Annotated in this window: 15 protein-coding genes and 1 tRNA gene; 6 read left to right on the top strand and 10 right to left on the bottom strand. The window is 39.9% G+C overall.

Translation table 11 applies throughout. From position 1 onward, the window contains the following. The first annotated feature begins 24 nt into the window (after nt 1-24). Complete coding sequence (locus EJ994_RS11365) at nt 25-1,332, top strand: ComEC/Rec2 family competence protein (RefSeq protein ID WP_126592543.1); 1,308 nt, start codon at nt 25-27, stop codon at nt 1,330-1,332. Nucleotide 1,333: 1 nt separating this feature from the next. On the opposite strand, the gene serS is transcribed toward EJ994_RS11365, so the two are convergent. The 3 genes from serS to EJ994_RS11350 all read right to left on the bottom strand — a co-directional run bounded on the left by serS (nt 1,334) and on the right by EJ994_RS11350 (nt 4,950). Beyond that, on the bottom strand, nt 1,334-2,605 hold the full coding sequence (gene serS, locus EJ994_RS11360; RefSeq protein ID WP_126592542.1) for a serine--tRNA ligase: 1,272 nt from the start codon (nt 2,603-2,605) through the stop codon (nt 1,334-1,336). 87 nt (nt 2,606-2,692) lie between these two features. Further along, complete coding sequence (locus EJ994_RS11355; protein WP_126592541.1) at nt 2,693-4,021, bottom strand: HTTM domain-containing protein; 1,329 nt, start codon at nt 4,019-4,021, stop codon at nt 2,693-2,695. Nucleotides 4,022-4,023: 2 nt separating this feature from the next. Beyond that, a complete protein-coding gene (locus EJ994_RS11350) occupies nt 4,024-4,950 on the bottom strand; it encodes a bifunctional riboflavin kinase/FAD synthetase (RefSeq protein ID WP_126592540.1) in 927 nt (308 codons plus the stop codon). A 53-nt stretch (nt 4,951-5,003) separates the two neighbouring features. Here EJ994_RS11350 and EJ994_RS11345 point away from each other — a divergent pair, with 53 nt between their 5' ends. Both EJ994_RS11345 and EJ994_RS11340 read left to right on the top strand, forming a co-directional pair. Next, complete coding sequence (locus EJ994_RS11345; protein WP_126592539.1) at nt 5,004-8,780, top strand: reprolysin-like metallopeptidase; 3,777 nt, start codon at nt 5,004-5,006, stop codon at nt 8,778-8,780. Continuing rightward, nucleotides 8,777-9,463 (top strand): hypothetical protein, encoded by a 687-nt coding sequence (locus EJ994_RS11340; protein WP_241240771.1) that lies wholly within the window; start codon nt 8,777-8,779, stop codon nt 9,461-9,463. The genes EJ994_RS11345 and EJ994_RS11340 overlap by 4 nt, the downstream gene beginning before the upstream one ends. Before the next feature lie 5 nt (nt 9,464-9,468). Here EJ994_RS11340 and pth read toward each other — a convergent pair whose 3' ends face one another. The 3 genes from pth to EJ994_RS11325 form a co-directional block, all read right to left on the bottom strand. Then, nucleotides 9,469-10,098, bottom strand: a complete 630-nt coding sequence (pth, locus tag EJ994_RS11335) for an aminoacyl-tRNA hydrolase (protein WP_126592538.1) — start codon at nt 10,096-10,098, stop codon at nt 9,469-9,471. A gap of 86 nt (nt 10,099-10,184) precedes the next feature. Further along, nucleotides 10,185-10,832, bottom strand: coding sequence for a 50S ribosomal protein L25/general stress protein Ctc (locus tag EJ994_RS11330; protein ID WP_099572954.1), 648 nt, complete (start codon nt 10,830-10,832; stop codon nt 10,185-10,187). Nucleotides 10,833-10,941: 109 nt separating this feature from the next. Further along, nucleotides 10,942-11,883 (bottom strand): ribose-phosphate pyrophosphokinase, encoded by a 942-nt coding sequence (locus EJ994_RS11325; protein WP_126592537.1) that lies wholly within the window; start codon nt 11,881-11,883, stop codon nt 10,942-10,944. Nucleotides 11,884-12,060: 177 nt separating this feature from the next. Here EJ994_RS11325 and EJ994_RS11320 point away from each other — a divergent pair. Then, nucleotides 12,061-12,140, top strand: a tRNA-Leu gene (locus tag EJ994_RS11320). 37 nt (nt 12,141-12,177) lie between these two features. On the opposite strand, the gene EJ994_RS11315 is transcribed toward EJ994_RS11320, so the two are convergent. Then, nucleotides 12,178-13,077, bottom strand: coding sequence for a hypothetical protein (locus EJ994_RS11315; RefSeq protein ID WP_126592536.1), 900 nt, complete (start codon nt 13,075-13,077; stop codon nt 12,178-12,180). 206 nt (nt 13,078-13,283) lie between these two features. Here EJ994_RS11315 and dinB point away from each other — a divergent pair, with 206 nt between their 5' ends. Continuing rightward, complete coding sequence (gene dinB / locus EJ994_RS11310) at nt 13,284-14,498, top strand: DNA polymerase IV (protein ID WP_126592535.1); 1,215 nt, start codon at nt 13,284-13,286, stop codon at nt 14,496-14,498. A gap of 79 nt (nt 14,499-14,577) precedes the next feature. Continuing rightward, complete coding sequence (locus EJ994_RS11305; protein ID WP_126592534.1) at nt 14,578-17,613, top strand: DNA polymerase III subunit alpha; 3,036 nt, start codon at nt 14,578-14,580, stop codon at nt 17,611-17,613. A 9-nt stretch (nt 17,614-17,622) separates the two neighbouring features. Here EJ994_RS11305 and EJ994_RS11300 read toward each other — a convergent pair whose 3' ends face one another. From EJ994_RS11300 to EJ994_RS11290, 3 genes are all read right to left on the bottom strand, one after another. Beyond that, complete coding sequence (locus EJ994_RS11300; RefSeq protein WP_126592533.1) at nt 17,623-19,290, bottom strand: sodium:solute symporter; 1,668 nt, start codon at nt 19,288-19,290, stop codon at nt 17,623-17,625. 153 nt (nt 19,291-19,443) lie between these two features. Continuing rightward, nucleotides 19,444-22,080, bottom strand: coding sequence for a glycoside hydrolase family 3 C-terminal domain-containing protein (locus EJ994_RS11295; RefSeq protein ID WP_126592532.1), 2,637 nt, complete (start codon nt 22,078-22,080; stop codon nt 19,444-19,446). A 49-nt stretch (nt 22,081-22,129) separates the two neighbouring features. Continuing rightward, nucleotides 22,130-23,773, bottom strand: coding sequence for an endo-1,4-beta-xylanase (locus EJ994_RS11290; RefSeq protein ID WP_126592531.1), 1,644 nt, complete (start codon nt 23,771-23,773; stop codon nt 22,130-22,132). Nucleotides 23,774-23,920: the final 147 nt, after the last annotated feature.

Raw genomic sequence — 23,920 nt, 5'->3', positions numbered from 1 at the left:
AACGTAACTAAAAAAAATTATAGAATGGAAAAACGATTTTTAAGCTCAAAAACGAAACGGTTCTATTTTAATAACGGTCAAGCAGATGTTAGTTATGTTGCCATCCATGGAGATGAATTAGCAGTAGACCCTACGCAAGATGGAACGGTCACGGGGAGGAGGGATACCGTTTATAGGGGTCGACAAGGAAGTATAGCGGCCAATACGCCAATGTCACCGCAACGCAGTATTGAATACTACTTTTTGGATATTGGACAAGGTGATGCCTCTTTTATCGTTACCCCGAACAACAAAAAAATTCTGGTGGATGGTGGTCTAAAGGATAGGGCATTGGGCTTTTTAATCTGGAAATATAGATTGGACAAACCCGGTAACAAGGTAGTCATAGACCATTTATTCCTGAGTCATGCCGATAAGGACCATGTTGTGGGACTTATACCCTTATTGAAACACCCTAGAATAGAAGTGAAGAATATCTACCATAATGGAATAGGTCTATACGAAGCTGGTCATAATACGGAATTGGGAACTATGGTGAACAACAAACTCACTACTATTCATGATTCGGTACAGGATTTGGATGGCGAACAATTAAAACCTGGTTTCAAGAAATGGATCGATGCAGTGAAGGCATCACGAGCCAATTATAGAAGACTGGACGCCTCACAGGGGTTTCTGCCAGTAGGTGATGCTAGTGTACAATTGGAGATACTAGGGCCCGTATTTGAGGAGGATAATACATTGAAGTGGTTTGGAGGTAAATCGCATACTATTAACGGACACTCCCTCATATTCAGGATGGATTACAAACACGTGCGTACCTTCTTTTCTGGGGATCTGAACGTGGAGGGGAGCGAACATCTATTAAATATACCCGGGAACAACTTAAAGATAAACGCTCAAATTTTTAAGGCCCCGCACCATGGGAGTCACGAATTCTCGCAAGAATTATTTCATCATGTGCATCCTATGATTACAGTGGTATCCTCTGGTGAGACACCAGACCACGGTCATCCGCGCGCTGTATTTTTAGGGGGACTGGGACTGGCGGGAAGAGGCCGAATGCCACTTATTTTTTCAACGGAACTTTCAGCTCTTTTTGTAGATGCGGGAGATACCGAGGCCGAGGCTCATTCTAATTCTGAAATTACTACAATGGATGGTTTGGATTTTTCCAGTTCTGCTGCAAATGCTGAAGCAAGACAGCGATTTAAAAAAATTCTACCCGGTATCATCAACGTACGAACGGACGGTGAAAATATCTATGCTTTTAGGCGGGTTCAAATGGGATACCAATGGGAATCCTATAAGATAAAATATAATGATTTGTAAACTAGTCTATCTTATCAAAACCACAATAGGGAACCAGTACTTCTGGTATTTGAATGCCATTCGCCGTTTGATAATTCTCTAAAATTCCTGCTAAGACCCTTGGCAACGCCAAGGAGCTACCATTTAGGGTATGTGCTAATTGACTTTTCCCGTTCTCGTCTTTAAAGCGAAGTTTTAATCGATTGGCCTGATAGGTTTCAAAATTGGAAACGGAGCTTATTTCTAGCCAACGGTCCTGAGCGGTAGAAAATACTTCAAAATCGTAGGTCAAGGCCGCTGTAAAACCTAAATCTCCGCCGCACAAACGTAAAATTCTATACGGTAACTTAAGTTCGCGTAAAATATGCTTAACGTGTTCTACCATGCCGTCCAAAGCCTTATAGGAGTTTTCAGGGTGTTCTACGCGTACAATTTCAACCTTATCAAATTGATGTAGTCTGTTCAACCCTCTAACATGGGCACCATAACTACCCGCTTCTCTCCTAAAGCATGGGGTGTATCCCGTATAGCAAATTGGGAATTCCTTTTCGTCCACTATTACATCCCTGAAAATATTGGTCACGGGGACTTCTGCGGTCGGGATTAGATAAAGGTCGTCTGCCGTAACGTGGTACATTTGGCCCTCTTTGTCGGGTAATTGTCCCGTTCCGTAGCCTGATAGTTCATTAACCAAATGGGGTACCTGTATCTCCGTGTAGCCTGCCTCGGTATTTTTATCAAGGAAATAGGTAATCAAGGCACGTTGTAGTCGCGCTCCTTTTCCTTTATAAACAGGAAAGCCTGCCCCAGCTATTTTAACACCTAATTCAAAATCAATAATGTCATATTTTTTAGCCAATTCCCAATGCGGTAGTGCATTTTCTATAAGTTCAGGAACAACACCTTCTTTGAAGATTTCCTCATTGTCCTCATCGGTATTTCCATTGGGTACGGAAACGTGTGGTATATTAGGAATTTGATAGAGTAACGTTTTGAGCTCCTCTGCCGCAATACTTAAATCCTCGCTCAGTTTTTTGGATTCTTCCTTTAGACCCCCTGTTTTTTCTTTTAGAACGCTTGCTTCTTGAGCCTTTCCGGTTTTGTAAAGGATTCCGATTTCCTTAGAAAGACTATTGGATTCCGCTAGTACCGCATCTAAACGTGTTTGAGTGGCTCTTCTTTTATCGTCTAACTGAATAACGTTTTCAAGCAAGGAATTTCCATCGATATTTCGCTTTTTAAGTGCGTCTACCATTTCATTTTTTTGCTCGCGGATAGCCTGTAGCTGTAACATGAGTGAAATCTTTAAGAGTGCAAATTTAAGCTAATCTTATGATTTAATACAGCTACCTTTGTGATGTATATCGATTAAATAGGCACGTTATGGTCTATTGGATAGTTGCGAAGGCAATATCCACTCATGATGCCGATAGGGATTCCATGGAGTGTTTGTTAAATCGACCTTAGGGTCTATAAAAGGAACATAGGGTCTCCCGTTGATGCTGATCGTAGATTCAACGAGGTATACAGAAACTCTTTCGCCCTTCTTTGAAAATTCCTTTTTCATATAATTGGCAAATTGCCAGGCAAAATCAGGATAGGAGAATACCTTGCGTTTTTGACCACGGTTTAAATAGTCGTTTGTACGGACAAATATCTGTTTACCTGTGGTATGATTAACAATTTTGAACTGACCTCTACCATTTCTACTGCGAAGCATCATACGCCAGCTCATGCGGTGTCCTTCTTCCGTCCAAAGCACATCGTCTTCAATTGCATGATGCCGTAAAGGCAAGAGCAACTGTATCGTAAAGTAAATCCCAAACCCTACCAGAAATGCCTGTTTGTAAGAGGGCTGACTTATTTTTTTAGAGAAAAATGGAATCTTGTTTTTAAAGAAAATTTTTCGAATTGTTTCTGTCTCGAAGAAGAAAACACTAAAAGCTAAGGACAAATAGGGGAATATACCAATTTGAAAAACGATGGAATTGAACAAGTGAAAAAAGATGGATAGAAAAAAAGCAATTTTTCTGCTGGGTTTCCAAAGCAAGGCAGGAATAATCAGTAGGTCGAACAGGATGCCCGCCGAACCAATTATTTTATGCACCCAAGGTTGTTGCAGAATTTCACCGATTAAAAAGTAATCGGCTTTAGGACGCATTAGAATCTTAATCATACCAAAATCTAGCCAATCTCCATATAATTTTGCCACCGAGGCATACACGTAAACGATGAGAAGCTGTAATACGATAATCCATTTGACATAACCATACATGGAATTTTGGTTCGGTGCCGCACTGTTCCTTGCATCTATGGCATAGTTTTTATGTGCTGGAAAAAAACACATGAACAATGCAATCAATATCAATAGGTAATAATGATTATTGTAGGCCGTTTTTTGCATAAGATACACCGCTGTCCACAGTAGTGTAAAGGCTATGATGCTAAAACGATATTTATAGCCAAGGGCGATGGTAATGCCCAGTGTTCCCATAATGGCAAAGTAGAGATACATGCCTGGCCCTGAAAGGTTTTGAAGCCATTCAAAATCAATAAACGGAAAAGTAAACTGCGGTTCTACCAGATTTTTTTTGACCCAGCCTGTAATGAGGGCTCCAAAGCACTCTAATGAGATAAGTATACCAAAAAAGATTCTAAAAATTAGTAGCGGACTGTTGTCTATTCTCTGAAATAACAACCTGTTCAACATACTTATTTGGATATGAATTCGAGAGCGTTTTTACGGTCTATCGCAAGTTGTTGCTTGAGTGCGTCCAAAGACTCAAATTTATGTTCGTCCCTAAGTCGGTGTAGCATATTCACTTGTATTTCCTGTTCGTACAGGTCTTTTTCAAAATCAAAGAAATGAACTTCTATGGTTTGTTTCTTGCCGTTTACCGTAGGATTATAGCCAATATTCATCATGCCATGAACAGTGTTACCGTCAATAACACTGCTTACGGTGTAGGCACCTGTTTTTGGAATAAGTTTATAGTCTTCTTTAATAGCTAAATTGGCCGTAGGGAAATTGAGCTGTCTACCTAATCCTTTACCTTTTTGGACAGTTCCGGTGAGCATGTATTCATACCCTAAATACATATTCGCCGTTACGATATCACCACTATCAAGTGCTTTTCTAATTTTTGTGGAACTTACGGATACATCATCGATTTCTTGGGCGGGTATTTCCTCTACCTCAAATTCCAGTGTGTTTCCAAAAGAGATGAGATCTGTGATATTGGCATTTCTATTTCTCCCGAACCTATGGTCGTAACCAATGATAATTTTCTTTGATTTGAGTTTATTTACCAAAAGGTCTCGAACAAACTCAGTTGCGGATAGTCTAGAAAATTCCTTGGTAAACGGATGAATAACCAAAATATCCAGACCCATTTTTTTGAGGATGGTCGTTTTTTCATCAATGGTATTGAGCAATTTAATATCCGCATCTTTTTGTAGTACCATCCTCGGATGGGGGAAAAAGGTAAGCACCGCAGATTTCAGTTCGGCATCTTTGGCATGATTTATGACCCTTTCCAGTATTTTCCGGTGACCAATATGAACGCCATCAAAAGTGCCAATGGTAATGGCAACAGGATGTTGTTGGTTATATTTGGAAATGCTACGGACTGTATTCACCTATGATGGAAAATAAAAGAACTATATTTGATATTGAGATAAAAGCCCCCTCAATGGTTACAAAATTACGTCTAGTTTTCTCAATTACCATAGTATTTTTCTCCTTTTATGGTACTGCGCAAAGTAATTATTGGAATGATGCAGTGTTAAGTGACGCCAATAAACGAATAGTACGTAATAAATTGGCGGTAGAAGAGGTTAAAGTTTTTAGTTTAGACGATTCACTTTTTCGGGCGAAGCTCACTCAAAATAACGTCCAGACCGGTTCCATCGTTTATTTTCCGGACGATAATGGCAAACAGATTGCTTTTAAAGTTTTTGAGGCCAATGTATTTTCTAAGGAACTGTCCATAAAATATCCAAATATAAAGTCGTATCGAGGTGTAAGTATGGATAATAGCACCAAGAGAATTCATTTTAGTGTTTCGCCCAAGGGCATCCAAAGTATGATGACAGGGCGCGGCGAGAAGGGAATGTTGTTCATGGAAAAGAGTATAGGTCAAACCTACGTGCTATATAATCGCAATAACCATAATGCCAAGGATATTGGGTTTATCTGCAAAACCTCGCCTAAAATTCTTGAACAAAGTTTATCATCGACTGCAAAGCTGGTCGATGACCAGACCTTAAGAAAATTTAGGGTGGCCATAGCTGCCTCTGGAGAATATACGAATTATCACGGCGGCACAAAGGCTGGTGCTCTAACGGCCATTAATGCAACACTTACACGTGTAAACGGTATTTTTGAGCGTGATTTAGGAGTTACGCTGGAACTTATTGGAACTACGGACGAGGTCATCTATTTAGATTCGGAAACCGATCCGTTTACGGGTAGCCTAAGTTCTCAGACCCAAAACGTTCTTACAAGTGTTCTTGGTGAAGAGAGCTACGACATCGGTCATCTGTTCAATCAAAAAGACGATACACTAGATGGTAACTCAGGTTTCATCGGTTCAGTCTGTAGGGATAATCGAAAAGGGAGTGCGTATACCACGTTTTCCGATCCTGAGGGAGATGTCTTTGATATTGATTTAGTAGCGCATGAAATGGGGCATCAATTTGGTGCAAATCACACCTTTTCTCATCTTTCAGAGGGCACTTCTGTTCAAGTAGAGCCTGGTAGCGGAACTACCATAATGGCTTATGCAGGTATTACCGGGGCCAACAATGTTGCCTCTAATAGCGACGACTATTTTCATTACTCCAGTATTCTTCAAATTAGGGAATATCTGGAAACGGTGTCGTGTGGGGAGACCATGGCGCTGACCAATGTTCCGCCGGTTCTTAACCCGGTTCAGAACTATATTATCCCGAAGACTACGGCTTTTGTCCTAACAGGGGACGCCACGGATGCGGATGTAGGGGATATTATCACTTATGCTTGGGAACAAATAGACAACGGCATAGTTACTCAAGCCACTTTTGGACCTACAAGTCCTACAGGAGCTATGTTTCGCTCTTTGCCACCTACAACGGTTCCGGAACGGTATTTCCCAAATATAGATAGAATTTTATCAGGTAATTTAACCCAGACCAACCCAGGTTTGGGAGATGCTTGGGAAACAGTTTCAAGTGTAGAGCGAAATTTGAATTTCTCGTTAACCGTTAGGGACAATGCGTTGAACGGTGGACAACTGGTATCTGATGAAATTGCAGTATTGGTCAGTAATGATGCCGGGCCCTTTATAGTTACTTCGCAAAGCGCGCCAGACACATATGTTGCAGGCGAAGTACAAACTATTAGCTGGGATGTCGCCAATACCAATTTGGCTCCTGTTTCTGCAGAAACTGTTGATATTTTTTTATCGATAGATGGAGGGTTGACCTATCCGACGATAGTCGCTCAAAATGTGCCCAACGATGGCACTCATGACGTCGTTATTCCGGCACAGCCTACGTCATCGGCCAGGTTTATGGTAAGAGCCCACAACAACATATTTTTCGCTATTAACAGTGTTGATTTCACTATTACCGCATCGGAGATTGTTCTCAATTTCGATGCCTTGGAATATGAAATATGTAAACCAGATGATTTGGTAGTTGATTTTAACTATGAGACCTATCTAGGTTTCTCAGAAGAAAGTACCTTCAGCATAGTATCCTTGCCTCCTGGCTTAAATGCAACATTTTCATCACCAACTGCAAACACCAATAATACGCCTATTTCCATAACTTTTACCGGAACCAATAGCGTGCCCATAGGGAACTACCCTTTAACGGTAAGGGCTACAGCACCCACTTTTACCAAGGAGCTGGAGATTACTTTAAATCTTTATGATACTACGTTTACTGAAGTGCAATTGGTGGCTCCAACGGACGGATTCTTGAATGCGTCCAAAGACCTTACTTTGGAATGGGAGTCCAATATTCAGAATACAGCTTATGTGCTAGAAATTGCCACTGATGCATCTTTTACCAATATTGTTGAATCTCCTACGGTAAGTAACAATGTGTATATGCCAACTGCCTTGGAAAACAATACCGAGTACTTTTGGAGGGTAAAACCGATCAATAGTTGTGGGGAAGGGGTTTTTGGCGCTTCTAGAACTTTCACTACCATAGATTTCAACTGTATTTCACAAGATGCTTTTGGACTTCCACTGGACATTTCATCTAGCGGAACGCCGACCATAATTTCGAGGATATCTTTTTTTGAAGACCTTCCATTGGCAGATTTGAATGTAAATCTAGATATAGAACATAGTTTTTTAGCGGATTTGGTGGTAAGCCTCACATCACCTCAAGGTACGACCGTAGTTTTGGTCTCTAGTTCCTGTGGGGAAGCGCGTAATATTAATGCGGTTTTTGATGATGACGCCTTGCCATTTACCTGTACCGGAAACCCTGCGGTAAATGGTACGGTTAGGCCATTAGGTTCCTTAAGTTCTTTCAATGGAGAATCTATCTTAGGGGAATGGATATTGGAAGTGAAGGATAATGCCCCTTCGGATGGGGGAAGGTTAAATGCATTTGCCTTGGAAGTTTGTGTAGAAGGAAATTTTAGGCCCGACGCTGATAATGACGGGGTTTTTGATGATGGAGATGACCTTTGCTTGGATACTCCTACGGGTCAAGAGGTAGATGCGTCCGGATGTCCTATATTCCGATTTCCAACGGAAAATTTCAATGTAAGTCTACAAAGTGAAACCTGTAGAACAAATAATGACGGACAAATTCAAATTGAGGCTAAGATTGGATTAGACTATGAAGTTACGGTTACTGGAGCGGGGGTTAATGTTGTTCAAAATTTTACGGACTCATTTGTACTTCCAAATTTAAGTGCCGGAACATATGCTATTTGTATCAATGGTACAGACGGGACCATAGTCTATGAGGAAGAATGCTTAGATGTTGTTATTACAGAGCCAGATATCCTAGAAGTAAGTGCTATCGTTGCTTTAGACAGTAATCAGTTGACAGTTAGTTTAGAAGGTTCAGCCTTGTACAACGTAGCACTAAATGGTGTTGTACAACAAACGGAACTTTCCGAAATAACTTTGGACTTGAAGGATGGCGCTAATATTTTAAAGGTTTCTACTAATTTACCTTGCCAGGGGATTTACGAGGAAGAGATTATAGTCGCTAGTAATAGCTCACCCGTGGTTTTTCCAAATCCATTTACAGATTTTATTGAAGCGTATTTGGGTATGGAGTCCGGAAAGGTAATTTTGAAGGTTTTTAGTGCGACCGGGAGATTGGTTAAAAGTGATAGCCTAACGCTTAATGGACCGGTGACACGAATTGATCTTAGCGAACTTTCAACGGGACTGTACTATGTTCAGTTTCTTGGTGAGAATAGCAAGGGAACCGTAAAATTGATTAAAAGATGATACGCTATATTTTACTATTCATAGTCTCTCTCTTTATAATTACCAGTTGTAAGAAGAAGAACAGTCCAAAACCACCGGGGCAGGTGCAACTTATTTTTCCGGATAGGAATTCTGAATGTACTACGGGTCAAAGTTTAAATGCGGAAACAAGTCAAGTAGAATTTAGATGGGAAGAGGGAATCAATGTAGATACTTATGAGCTTAGGGTTACCAATGGTAATACGGGTACCGTACAAACCATTAATACCGCCAGTACATCGGCAAGACTACCTATTGCAAAAGGGGAGCCATTTTCTTGGTTTGTAAAATCTAAGAACAATGAGGTGCCGGAAACGGTTTCCAGTCAAATCTGGAATTTTTATAATGCCGGTTCTAGGACCACTTTTGCTCCTTTCCCTGCCGATATCCTAAACCCTAGGATGTCAGAAAATGTCTTTAAGGATGTAAATAACGAAGTTAGTCTGTCTTGGTCAGCTTCCGACCTTGATGACGATATTCTGGAATATGAAGTATATCTTTCTGTTGAAACACCACCCGCAGACTTAGTAGGCACCCTTGATGAAGATGAGACTACACTAAAAGTTAGTGTGGCCTCCAATACCGTATACTATTGGAGTGTTATTACTAAGGATGAAGAAGGGAATGCCACAAACTCCGGAATTTATAGTTTTAAGGTTTTATAGCTTACTTACGAACCGTTAAACTGGTTCATAGTTCTAGAAATACCTGATAGCACAAAGGAATCTACAAGTTCTACAGATTTGTTTAACCGTACTTCTAAAGCAAGTTCTTCATCTTCGGTCCATTTGCCTAAGACATACTCTACTTGTCTTCCTTTACCAAAATCGGACCCTACACCAAACCTAAACCTATTATACTTTGTGGTCTGTAGATATTCCTGCGTATCTTTTAATCCATTATGTCCGCCATCACTGCCTTTGGTCTTAACTCTAATAGTACCGAACGGAAGATTGATATCATCCGTAATTACGAGTATATTTTCCAAGGGTATTTTCTCCTTATCCATCCAATATTTAATGGCTTTACCGCTCCGGTTCATGTATGTAGATGGTTTTAGACAAAGGATGCTTCTGCCTTTCAGCTTATAAACGCCTAAATCACCAAGCTTTAAGGTTTCAAAGGTAAATTCTTTTTTCTTCGCCAAATTGTCCAACACCTTAAAACCAATATTGTGCCTTGTTTCAGCATATTCATCCCCAATGTTTCCAAGACCCACTATCAAAAACTTTTTCATACTGTCTTTCTCTTCTAGCAACAAATTATCGTGACCAAATAACGATAAAAAATATTTGAACATTGACTTTTATATGGTTTATGACATATAAAAATACAAAAGCATCCACCATTTGGCGGATGCTTTCTATCAACTTTACATTAAAATTCTTATTCTTGAGCTGCTTCGGCTGCAGGAGCATCTGCACCTTCGGCGCCTTCAGCACCCTCAGCACCTTCTTCTCCTTCTTCTTCATCTTCATCAACAGCAACGGCGGCACGAGCAGTTTTAACCTGCACTACAACAGTACTATCTGGGTGTAAGATGGTAAAATCGTCATTTAACAAACTAGCCACTGAAATATTTTGGCCAATTTTTAATTTCGATATATCAATATCGAAGAAATCGGGAAGTTTGTCCGGTAAGGCTTTAATGGCCAGTTTTCTTTTTCTAAATAAAAGACGACCACCGTTTCTAACCCCAGGAGAGTTCCCTTGAAGACGAACAGGAATGTTCATGGTTACCTCTTTATCATCGAATAATTGGTAAAAATCAATATGTAAGATTTTATCTGTAACAGGATGGAATTGAATATCCTGCATAATTGCTCTTACTTGCCCTTCACCCAAGTCAACCTTTACGGTATGTGCGGCGGCGGTGTACACTAAATCCCTGAAACTTAATTCAGGTGCTGAAAAATGTAGTGGTTTTTCCCCTCCGTATACTACGCAAGGAACCATTCCAGCATTACGTAGGGCCTTTGTTGCCTTTTTGCCCACGCTTTCTCTTTCTGATCCTTTAATTGTAATTGACTTCATTATATATATTAAAAATTAATAATTCAAAACTAATTTGTGACTTCGACTACGCACAGTCACCTTATTTCCTCTAGATTATCTCAGCATCGGTAGCTGAGCGCAGCCGAAGCTACATTAAAAACTTGGAGGAAATAGAGTTGTTGTTATGTACTTTATGCATTACATCAGCAACTAGATCAGCACAACTCAATGCCTTTACTTTATCACTTTTTATTTCTATCGGAATAGAATCTGTAATGATCAATTCTGTTAATTTAGACTTTTCTATCTTCTCGTAAGCATTTCCCGACAACAGACCATGTGTTGTTATTGCTCGTACACTGATAGCGCCCCTTTCCATCATCAAATCGGCCGCCTTGGTCAATGTGCCTGCCGTATCTACCATATCATCCACCAGTACCACATTTTTTCCTTGAACATCACCTATTAATTCCATATGCGAAATTACATTGGCCTTTGCGCGTTGTTTATAACAGACCACAACATCACTTTCCAAGGCTTTAGAGTAGGCGTAAGCTCTTTTCGATCCGCCCATGTCAGGGGAGGCAATAGTAAGATTCTCCAGGCCTAAGTTCTTTAAATAGGGTAAAAACAGTGTTGAAGCGAATAAATGGTCTACGGGCTTTTCAAAAAAACCTTGAATTTGGTCTGCATGGAGATCCATAGTAATAATGCGTGTTGCCCCTGCAGCTTCAAGCATTTTCGCAACCAACTTTGCAGCGATAGGAACCCTAGGTTTGTCTTTTCTATCTTGGCGTGCCCAGCCAAAATAGGGCATGACCGCCGTTATATGTCTTGCGGAGGCTCTCTTTGCCGCATCTATCATCAGCAACATTTCCATTAGGTTTTCAGGGCCGGGATGGGTAGAGCCAATGATAAAGATTCGTGTGCCTCTAATAGATTCTTCATAAGAAGGTTGAAACTCACCATCGCTGTAACGTGATGTAATGACTTTACCTAGCTCCATTCCATAGGCTTTTGCTATCTTTTTGCCAAGTACCATACTTTGGGTACAAGCAAATATTTTTGGTTCTGGAACTTGATATGGCATAATCAAATATATTGTGACCTCTGAAACATGGAAGTCCCTACTTCGACTGCGCTCAGCACAGGTGTTTTCTAAGGAGGTGCAAATTTAAAAATTAATTTGAGTTGCTAAAGGATAAATGTTTATATTTTTAGGTGTGAAACCAAAATATTTTTTAGTTTTGCAGTCCTATTTGGGAAAGCTCGAGTGGCGGAACTGGTAGACGCGCTGGATTCAAAATCCAGTTCTTCGGAGTGTGGGTTCGATTCCCACCTCGAGTACTTAAAAGAAAAGCTGAGATTTGTGTCTCGGCTTTTTTTACTTTTTTACACTTATCATTACCGCTTCACAGCTTTCCAAATCGGAATTAAGGATGATGTTTTCAGATTTGGCGCCATCTGTGATCTCTATAGATACCGTATTTGGAGGTGCATCGCCAAGATTGTGTGCGTACAGGAAAAGATCATTGGATTTATTGGGGTCCAGGGTTACTTTGAATTCTCTTTTCCAATAAGTCAGATAGTGTTTGGACACAATAGAATTACCGTTTAAAAAGATGGATACAATATCCCCGTCTTGCCTGCCGTGGTCCCATATTTTAATACTAATGTCTTCATTGGTAAAACTCAGTTCTTTGGTGTAGGATATTTTTCTGCCCTCAAATTCTTCCCTGATGTTTGGCTTAGCTTCTTCTTTTGAGCTTGTAATCGCCGTTGGTGTACTTTGTGTTTTGGTTTTTGGTTGTTTTTTCGGTCTCTTCTTTCTTTTTTCTCTTTTTTTCTTGGGAACTATAGCTGCTTGCGATGCTTGTTCCTGTTCTTTTTTTCGTGCATCCGAGGCCGCGTTTACAATAGAGAAAAATGGGGTTACAAATTTTGCGATGTTATACTTGTCATTAGGAAATAATTCAATACCAACAACTTGGTATCTATCTCCAGACCCAATATTTTTGGCTAGTGCTATATTTTCCGCTAAACCATTATTCTCATAGGAGCCTAGTTCCTGAACTACCATTTCATCACGAACCAGAAAGAAGCGTGTAGATTTTGTAGTATCTATATGCTCAACATCCCACTCTAATTTCACTAGTTCGGGTATGGACCACACTGTTCCTTGAGTAGGATAATTGATGGTAATCGCAGATTTCCCCTCTTGAGAAAAGCAAGAAAAGAGATTTATAAATAAAAAACTGAAAGAAAGGATATGGGGGAATTTCATAATCTAGATACGTATGAAAAAACGCTAATATAAAGTTAGACTTTTGACTTTAACAACAAGTTAATGGTTTGGTTTTTACTTAACGCTAATTGCCTTAAAATGTTGGGTATTAGTATTCAATTTAAAAAAGTATATTTTATTTATTGGAAATAATCCAAAAAATAGGAATTATTCCATAAATTAGCTATCCCTTTTTCAGGATGCTTATGCAAAAAACTATCTTACATTTAGATTTAGACACTTTCTTCGTGTCCGTAGAGCGTAAACTGGACAGCCGTTTAGTAGGTAAGCCTATACTTGTCGGAGGCCTCAGTGACCGTGGCGTGGTGGCAGCTTGTAGTTATGAAACACGGGGATTTGGCATACATTCCGGAATGCCCATGAAAATGGCAAAGGAACTCTGTCCTGAAGCGATTAGGATCAAAGGTAATGCAGGTACCTATAGTACCCATTCTGATGTGGTCACCGATATTATTAAAGCGTACGTACCACTGTTTGAAAAATCTAGTATCGATGAGTTTTATGCCGATTTAACGGGGATGGATCGTTTTTTTGGATCATATAAATATGCATCCGAGCTTCGGCAACGAATCATCAATGAGGCAGGACTTCCTATTTCCTTTGGGTTGTCCGTGAACAAAGTAGTCTCAAAAGTGGCTACGGGACAGGCCAAACCTAACAATCAATTAAAAATAGATTATGGACTCGAAAAACATTTTTTAGCACCACTTTCTATTAAAAAAATTCCAATGGTGGGGGATAAAACCTATCAAACCCTTAGAAATCTTGGGTTACGGAAAGTAGGCACGGTACAAAAAATGCCTGTAGATGTTATGCAGCGCGTACTGGGTAAGAACGGAGGAATCATTTGGAAGCGTGCCAACGGTATTGATCATAGTCCGGTCGTTCCTTTTTGTGAACGTAAATCTATTTCTAATGAACGCACTTTTGATAAGGATACTATTGATGTGGTAAAATTGAGGGGTCTATTGATTGCCATGACGGAGAATTTAGCATACCAGCTAAGACGTGGGGAAAAGTTAACGGCCTGTATTGCGGTTAAGATTAGGTATTCCGATTTTAATACCTATTCCAAGCAGATGCGTATCCCCTACACGAGTGCCGATCATATCCTGATTCCAAAGATTTTGGAGCTATTCAAAACGCTTTATAACAGAAGGCTGTTAGTACGGTTAATAGGTATCCGGTTTAGTCATTTGGTCAGTGGTAATTATCAAATTAATCTATTTGAAGATACTGAAGAGGCCTTGAGCCTATACCAAGCAATGGATCACATCCGAAATAAATATGGGGATAAGAGTGTAGTACGCGCTTCAGCGATGGGCAAGAATACCATAGGCCGAATGCACAACCCGTTCAATGGGCAACCGCCTATTGTGCTTGCGCACCGAAAACAATAATACGGTTGTTGGTTACTAGTTCCTCGTTGTCTACAAGGATGAACAATTAGTAACTGGCAACTAGCAACTAATATTCAATTTGTATATAAATTGTCATACATATTACAGTCTTCGCTTTGGAACCTTTTCCGAAAAAGTACTCCTGCAATTGGCGCAAGATAATCAGGTGACACAACTGGTGCTGACGGATATTAACAATACTTCGGCCGGACTCAATTTTGTGCGGTTAGCACCGGAATATGGTATTGAACCTTTATTGGGAATCGATTTTAGGAACGGGGTAAATCAACAATTTATAGGGATAGCTAAAAACAATGAAGGTTATCTGGAGTTGAACAATTTTCTTTCAGAACACCTCCATGAGGAAAAAGTGTTTGCTCCCATTGCCCCAAAGTTTGAAAACGCCTATATCGTGTATCCTTTTGAGCAGGTACTTCAGAATGATCAAAAAGTTTTTGCTCCGAATGAATTTATTGGAATATCCATTACAAACCTTAGGAAACTACCTTTTTCAAGATTGTCTAAATTGAAGGATAAGTTAGTGGTCCAACAACCCGTCACCTTCAGGAATAAGACTGATTTTAATGCGCATAGATTGCTCCGCGCCATCGATAACAATATTTTGTTGAGTAAGTTGGAAAAGACAGAAGAAAGTGATGAGGAAAATAAAATGTTCCCTATTAAAGATTTAGTGACCGCTTTTTCCGAATACCCTTTTATTTTAGAAAACACGGAGCGATTGATGAGCTCATGCAGTATTCACTTTGATTTTTCCAAAGAAAGAAAACCTCAGAATCTTCAAACCTATTGCGGTACTAGGGAAGAGGATGAGGAAATGATTGAAAGATTATGTCATCAGGGGCTGGCCTACAGATACCCTGATGGGGGAGTAGGTATTATGGAACGTTTGGAAAAAGAAATGAAACTTATCAAGCGTATGGGTTTTGTCTCTTACTTCTTGATTAATTGGGACATTGTAACCCATGCAAGGAAACAAGGGTTTTTCTACGTGGGCAGGGGAAGCGGTGCCAATAGCATTGTTGCTTATCTTTTGCGCATTACGGACGTAGACCCTATAGACCTGGACCTGTATTTTGAGCGTTTTATTAACCTGTACCGGGCAAATCCGCCCGATTTCGATATCGATTTTTCGCATCGTGATCGCCCAATAATGACGCAGTATATTTTTGACCGCTTTGAACATGTAGCATTACTTGGTACTTACGTAACGTTTAAAGATAAAGGAGTTATCCGTGAATTGGGGAAAGTGTTCGGGTTGCCAAAAAGCGAAATAGATTCCCTTTCTGAAGGGCAATACGATTTTTCAAAGCTTGATGAAATAGCGTTACTCGTCCTAAAATACGGTCGCCTTATCAAAGGTATGCCCAATTACCTAAGCATCCATGCGGGGGGTATCTTGATCAGTGAAAAGCCCTTGCACTGGTTTTCGGCGACCAACCTGCCTCCCAAAGGATTTCCAACAACGCAATACGATATGGTCATCGCCGAAGATGTGGGTCTTTTTAAGTTTGATATTCTAGGACAACGAGGACTTTCTAAAATAAAGGAATCATTAGAGATCATTGCTTACAATCAGTTTAAAGGGGCGGTTACTTTTGATATTCATGATGTCAAGAGATTTATAAAAGATCCGACAATTAATAATCTCGTGAAGACAGCGCAATGTATGGGTTGTTTTTACGTAGAATCGCCCGCTATGCGTATGCTGTTGAAAAAGTTGGAAGTGGATAATTATTTGGGTCTGGTCGCGGCAAGTTCCATTATTCGCCCTGGAGTATCAAAAAGTGGTATGATGCGCGAGTATATTTTACGGCACAGGAATGCAGGCAGGGCAGAGAAATTAGCGCATCCGGTGATGTTGAATATTATGCCAGATACTTATGGTGTTATGGTCTACCAAGAAGATGTAATTAAGGTAGCGCATCTTTTCGCGGACCTTGACCTAGGAGAGGCCGATGTATTGCGGCGAGGTATGAGCGGAAAATTTCGCTCGCGAGCGGAGTTTCAAAAGGTAAAGGAAAAGTTTTTTGAGAACTGCAGGAAGAAAGGTTACGATGAAAGACTGATTTCTGAAATCTGGAATCAGATTGCCAGTTTTGCAGGTTATGCTTTTGCGAAGGGGCATTCCGCCAGTTATGCGGTAGAGAGTTATCAAACACTGTTCTTAAGAGCTTACTATCCATTGGAATATATGGTGGCGGTGCTTAACAACGGTGGTGGGTTTTATCGTGCCGAATTCTATGTGCATGAGGCTAGGATGCTGGGTGCCACCATTCATCCGCCCTGTATCAATAAAAGTTTTACGCAGAATGTAATTTATGAAAAGGATATTTTCCTGGGCTTTGGTTACCTCCATGAGTTGGAGAACCGTGTAGCAGAGCGCATTTTAAGGGAACGAGTGGAGAATGGAAATTTTAGTTCCCTAGAAAGTTTTTTAGACCGTGTCTTTATTACTGTTGACCAGATCAGTATCCTTATCCGTATCGATGCATTTCGGTTTACCGGAGTAAACAAACATAAATTGCTTTGGAAAGCACACCTCTTCCTGAACAAGAACGTAAAAGTTGACCATCCAAAACTATTTCCGCCAAAGCATCAAAATTTTAAGATTCCGCAATTGCACACTACGGACCTTGAAATGGCCTTCACACAACTAGAACTTTTGGGTTTCTGTCTTTGCAGTCCGTTCGCTTTATTGGCAGAGGCACCAAAAAATACTAGATGTGTTGATGATCTACCACGGTTTTTAAATCATCATATCGATATTTATGGCTATCTGGTAACGGTTAAGCATACGAGTACCAGTAAGGGAAAGCGTATGCATTTTGCAACAATAATCGATCAGCAAGGAAAAGTTTTTGATACGGTTCTTTTTCCGCCTGTAGCTGCACAGTATAGTTTTAGGGGTAAAGGAATCTACCGTTTTTACGGTAAAGTGGTTAGTGAATTCGGTTTTTTGAGTATTGAAGTCATCAAAATGCAGAAACAAGACTACGTTCCCGACCCTAGATATGCTGACATGAAGACCAGTACAAAAGTGTTCAATGCCAAAAAGCAGCATCCAAGGAAGAACGAGACACCAAGTATGGGATAAGGAAGAAAATCAACCTGTAAAATACATGAGTATTCCTATAACGATAACCACCAATAATACCGATAAGACTACGTCGATAGTATCATAGCTTTTCTTTGCCAACTGCTTATCTTCAGCACTCAATGTTCCAAAAGACAAACCTCTTATGGTTTGGTAATTAGGTGCAGTGGTGGCCAATGATGTTCCTATACATAAGGCCATAGAAAAAATGAACATAAAAATAGCCATATGAGCAAAATTTATGGTGGCAAAAGTGTACATAAAACCAGAGGCTAATTGCTCTCCTGTCTGTTTAAAATGTTCAATTGCTGGCTGGTAGTATATCTCACTACCCAACCTAGCGATAAGAAGCCCTAGTCCACTCATTAGGGTGGTAATGGCTGCAGTGGAATTCACCCTTTTCCAGATAATTCCTAGTAGAAAAACCGTTGTAACCGGGGGAGCAATATAGGATTGTACATTCTGGAGGTACTGGTACATTACACCGCCACCAATCTTTTCCATAATGGGAATCCATAAGATTCCAAGAATTACGATTACCCCCGTGGCCAATTTTCCTATTTTGAGAAGCTGTTTTTCGCTCTTTTGCGGCATTATTTTTTTATATATGTCTATAGTGAAAATTGTAGAGCAAGAATTAAATACGGATGCCAATGAACTCATTAATGCGGCGATAAGCCCTCCGGCCACCAAGCCTTTTAATCCTACGGGTAATAATGTCTTTACCAACATTGGAAAAGCACGGTCTGCTTTGTCTACACTAAAAACATCAGGATTTTCGATAGTCAATGCAAAGGCAATAATACCAGGAATCAGAAATATAAATATGGGAAGTAGTTTTAAGTAAGCTCCAAAAATAGCCCCTCTGCGACCTATTTTAATATTATTGGCAGCTAAGGTTCTTTGCACGATGTACTGATCCGTACACCAGTACCAGATACCTACTATGGTGCCGCCTATCAATAATCCCGTCCATGGAAAATCAGGGTCGGTCATAGGTCGCCACATATTAAAGTGTTGTGGACTCACTTCTTTTACGGTTTCGGTCATGGCCGTCCAGCCGCCAATTTCCTGTAGGCCAAGAAAAGTGATGATCAATGATCCTAGAATTAGGATAATAGTTTGTAGGGTTTCCGTATAGATAACCGCCTTCATTCCGCCAACGATCGTGTAAATACCCGTAAAAATTACGATGCCTATAGCCCCACCCCAAAAGGATACACCTAACAACTCGGAAACAACAATACCACCTGCATATATGGTTACCGAAACTTTGGTGATTACATAACCTACAAGAGAGAAAATGGATAAGAACCATCGGGAGCGACTATCAAAACGTTTCTCAAGAAACTCGGGCATCGTAAATGCCCCGCTCCGTATATAAAATGGAAGGAACAACCATCCCAAAAGAAGCACGATCCAAGCGTGTAGCTCGTAATGTGCCATTGGTGTTCCGGACTCAAACCCTGTACCGGCCAAGCCTACGACATGTTCTGAACCAATGTTCGATGCAAAAATAGATGCTCCAATGACAAACCATCCTACGTTTCTACCTGCTAAAAAATAGTCCTCCGTATCCTTGTTCTTTTGAAGCACCACCCAAACCGCAACACCGATTAGGACTAGGAAATACATTCCCAAAACTATCCAATCACCAAATTCCATAACGGATTCCATACGCTCTATACTTTATTATTATTTAAAAACAATCTTACTTTTTGCCTTCTTCATTCTTCGCACTTCGTACTGTTCAACTAGTCGCTATCATGAACCCATTTCTAGTTTCTTGATTTAGAAAGATAAAGAAATCCCTTAAATCTTTACGGCGCTTCACAAAACAGTTAGTTTATGTGTCACTACGGAACCCTCTTTGATTCTTTTTTCAGAGGGTTGTGCCCCACCAACTGAAATATTATATGCTCCTGGTAACATTACTTTTTCACCATTCGCATTTACGGAACTCAATTGTTCTTTGTCAATGGTAAAAGTCAAGGTTTTCTTTTCTCCCGGGGCAAAGGAAACCCGTTCAAAAGAAGCTAGGGTTTTATGAGGATTAAATTCATCTGCATTGGTGTTTTGCACATATACTTGTACTACTTCATCTCCTTTTAAATCTCCAATATTTTCTAAATTAACCTTTACGGTAAGGTCATTGCCAGATTCTAAAGTACTTGGCACTTCTATATTGCTGTATTTAAATTTGGTGTAGCTAAGACCGTAACCAAACTCATATAAAGGATCTCCTTTAAAGTAGCGATAGGTCTTGCCTTTCATTTTATAATCACTAAAGGCAGGAATATCATTAATGTCTTTGTAGAAAGTAACTGGTAACCTTCCCGAAGGGTTGTAATCTCCAAAAATAACATCGGCAATGGCCGTGCCACCTGCTTGACCCGGATACCAAGCCTCTATAATAGCCGGTATGTTGTCGTTTTCCCAATTAATGGATAATGCGCTACCATTTAGCAAGACTAGAATTGTTGGTTTTCCTAGTGCCTGAATTTTTTTGATTAATTCGGATTGTGTTTTAGGTAATTTGGTATGCACACGGTCTCCGCCAGAAAAACCATCTACCTTAACTTTCATTTCTTCCCCTTCTAATAAAGGACTTATACCCATACACAAAATAACCGTATCTGCATCTTTGGCAATGGCAATGGCTTCTGCCTCCAAATTATCTTTAGGTGCTTCCCATAATAGCCTCATGATAGAATGGTCCGTTTTATTCTGAACACATTCAAAACGAATTTTATACTTTTTACCCGCCTGTAATTTTACGTATTCGTATATCTTTTTTGGGTGATGTACATCGTTTCTTTCCAACAACAATTTGTCGTCTAAAAATAACTTCATGGAAGAGAAGGCTTCTCCACCGAGCGCGTAATTTCCAGTTTTGTCAACGGAAAGAATTCCTGACCATTTAACAGCATAGGTATCTGGATTCATGTCTTTAAAAGGAGGTGTTGTTCTCCACGTAAAATCAACAGTTTCGTCCACACGGGTATGTACTGGGGCGCCTTCAAAAGAAATATTGTCGTAGTACGCTCCTTTTAATCCGCTAGTTTTCATAGAACTATCAGAAAATAATACGGATTTTGGCATTGGCTCGAAAACGGGTAGTCCTTCTGCCAATTTGCATCCGACCGCGTAAGACACCTCTGCATTGGGTAATTTTTGTTTAATGCCTTCTAAGGGTGTTATAGGCTCAGTGGGGTAACCATTGTAATTGCCGAGTAACACTTCTAAATCATTTGCGTTGGAGCCAATTACCGCAATTTTCTTAATCTTATTTTTATCTAAAGGCAACAACTTGTCCTCGTTCTTTAAAAGCACCATGGATTTGCGAGCAGTTTCTAATGCCGAAAGCCTGTGTTTTTCAGAATCCACCACCTCATAGGGTATAGCTGCATATTTTACGGCTCCTTCAGGTGCAAATAGGCCTAATTTTAAACGGGCCACCATCAATCTAATTAAAGAAACATCCAATTCTGCTTCACTTATTAAACCATCTTCAACAGCTTTTACCAGTGCAGGGTAAGAGCTTCCGCAATTTAAATCAGTGCCCGCTTTTACAGCTATGGCTGATGCTTCTTTGGTATCTGCACTAATATCATGCGCATTATCATCATAAAAATCCCTAATCGCCCAACAATCGGATACAATGTAACCTTTAAAACCCCAATCGTTTCGTAACAAACTACTGAGTTCTTGATTTCCGCAACAAGGTTTTCCGTTATAACTATTATAAGCGCACATAATGGAATACACACCTGCTTCTTTTACTACTTTTTCAAAATGTGGACTATAAGTATTCAAAAAATCTTGTGGGCTCGGGACCGCATTAAACCGATGCCTGTCTGCTTCTGGTCCACTGTGCACCGCAAAATGCTTAGCTGTTGCCACCAGCTTTAAATAATTAGGGTCGTCTCCTTGTAGCCCTTTAATAAATCTCACGGCCAATTCTCCAGCTAAATACGGGTCTTCGCCATAGGTTTCCATGCCGCGACCCCATCTTGGGTCACGAAAAATATTAATGTTAGGAGTCCAATAGGTCAAACCCTGATAAATACCTCTTTTTCCGCGTGATGCAAAGTCATGGTGTTTAGCACGAGCCTCATCAGATATGATCGTTGAAATTTTAGACATGTTATCCTTATCAAAAGTAGCTGCCAAGCCTATGGCCTGTGGATATACTGTTGCCTTACCTGCTCTTCCAACACCATGTAAGCATTCGTTCCACCAATTGTATTCTGGTATACCCAAACGCGCTATAGCCGGAGATTCGTAATGCATTTGGCCTACTTTTTCCTCTAAAGTCATTTGAGCGACCAGACCCTTGGCCTGCTCTTCAAAATTGGGTTTTTCATACACTTGCACATCCGTACGTTGTTTTTTGGATTCTGAACACCCCGTAAGAAATAGTAGGACTAATAAGAGTACTTGAGCTATATTTTTTAAATGGTTCATATTTTTAATGCTTTACATTTTAATAGTACGAAGTTGAGTTGTGTTCAAGTTACTTTTCTAATGCTTGTATGAAGGCGGCATAAGCCTTCTTTTTGCCAAAAGAACTATCGAATAATAGTGGCCAATCTAGAAAACCATAACGTGGCGTTACCCAAGAATCATCATCTTTAAGCCCCCAAACTGTTAAGGCATATTTATTTTCTGTGGGTATGGCGTTGTAAACTTCCACTACTTCATAAACCTTTTGTGCCTGCGCATTATTTCTTTTCTCGGTAAACTCAGCGATAGCTCCTTTAGGGTTAGTTTTTACATCTAATTCAGAAAAATGAACTAGTAATTTTCGTTTTACAATAAGGGCTGTTGCGGTTTGTAGAGCTTGCTTATTGGGAAAGTTATAATCTATATGCATTTGGTATCCTACGCCGTCTATAAGGTTGTTGGCCATTAAATCATCAATAATTTCAAAAGCTCCTTTCTGTTTTTGTGTATCGAAAACCAAGTTATAGTCATTATAAAATAGCTTTACCTCTTGGTCCGCATTTCTGGCATACTGAAAACACTTTTTTACATAGTCCGGCCCCATGCGCTCCAGAAATACCGATGGCCTTAAAGCTGAACTGTTGTCCGTGATAGCTTCGTTTACCACATCCCAAGAATCAACCTTGTCTTTGTATCTTGTTACAACGGCCGTGATGTATTTTTCTATGATGGACTCAAATTCTTGATTTGTGCCTGTAAAAGTCTTTATAAAGTCAGGAATACTTTCGTGCCATATGAGTGTGTGCCCATGTACGTTTAAACCATTTGCTTCTGCAAAATCCACGATAAGATCAGAATTAGTCCAATCTAAGTTTAGATTTCCTTCACTATCTATTCCTTTAAAGATGCTCTTCATCTTCATGGCGTTCTCTGCCGTAACGCTATTAAACTCCTTTGTGTAAACAGCGCTATAATTAGCGTCTTGAACTCGTGATGGATTAACCGCTATGCCAACGAAAAAATCCTTAGCCCCATTTTTTAAGGTGTTAGTGTCAGCGATACTTGCACTAGGGTCATAGCCTGTAACTGCTACCTTGTCTTTAACCACTAGCGCCACATTGTCAAATTGAACAAGTTGTCTTTTGGTTCCCGAAAAAACATCCACACCTATCTTAACTCTTCCTACTTTATTGATGTTAATACTTTTTTCATGATTGCTGGGGTCATAGGCATAGCCAAATTCTGCTAAGTTTATTTCTATGGTTTCCCATTCGCAGGTGTTTTTAACAAAAGAATACTGCCAGTTTACATCGTTACTACAGCAATCATTAGGGCCATCTACTAAGACTATATTTATTTTAGTGCCAGGAGCTCCTCCACAACTGATATCTAGCCTAAGAAAGACATTGTCTATAGTTTTATCTTTTAATTTCTTTTTGGGAATTAGCCTAAATGTGATATCAGATTGGCTTACAATATAACCTTCATCGGTACTACCATTCCAAACTTGTTCGTAAAATTTGCCATCGCTGTTTGGCTTGGCGCTCACCACGCCATGAGAACCTAAATCCCCATATGATTGCCATGCATTGGGTAATATACCGTTTCCATCAAAATCAGTGATCAAATAGGTGGTTTCTTCTTGTGCAAAACTCAATTGGGCAAAAAGAAGCATTATTAGGGTAAGAACTGTGAAAGGTTTTAGAAAATTCATGGTAGGTTTAATCAAGATATATGTTGCTTATTCATTTTTTTAACCTGTTTTAGATTTAAATGAGGTATATCATTACCTGATAATTTTCTTAGGAAAATTTAAAAACAGACCAAATGTTTCGCAAATTAAAGGGCGAGCCAAGTCAGT

It is taken from the genome of Maribacter sp. MJ134, from assembly GCF_003970695.1.
Lineage (GTDB): Bacteria > Bacteroidota > Bacteroidia > Flavobacteriales > Flavobacteriaceae > Maribacter.
This window is presented reverse-complemented; position numbering and strand designations above follow the sequence as displayed.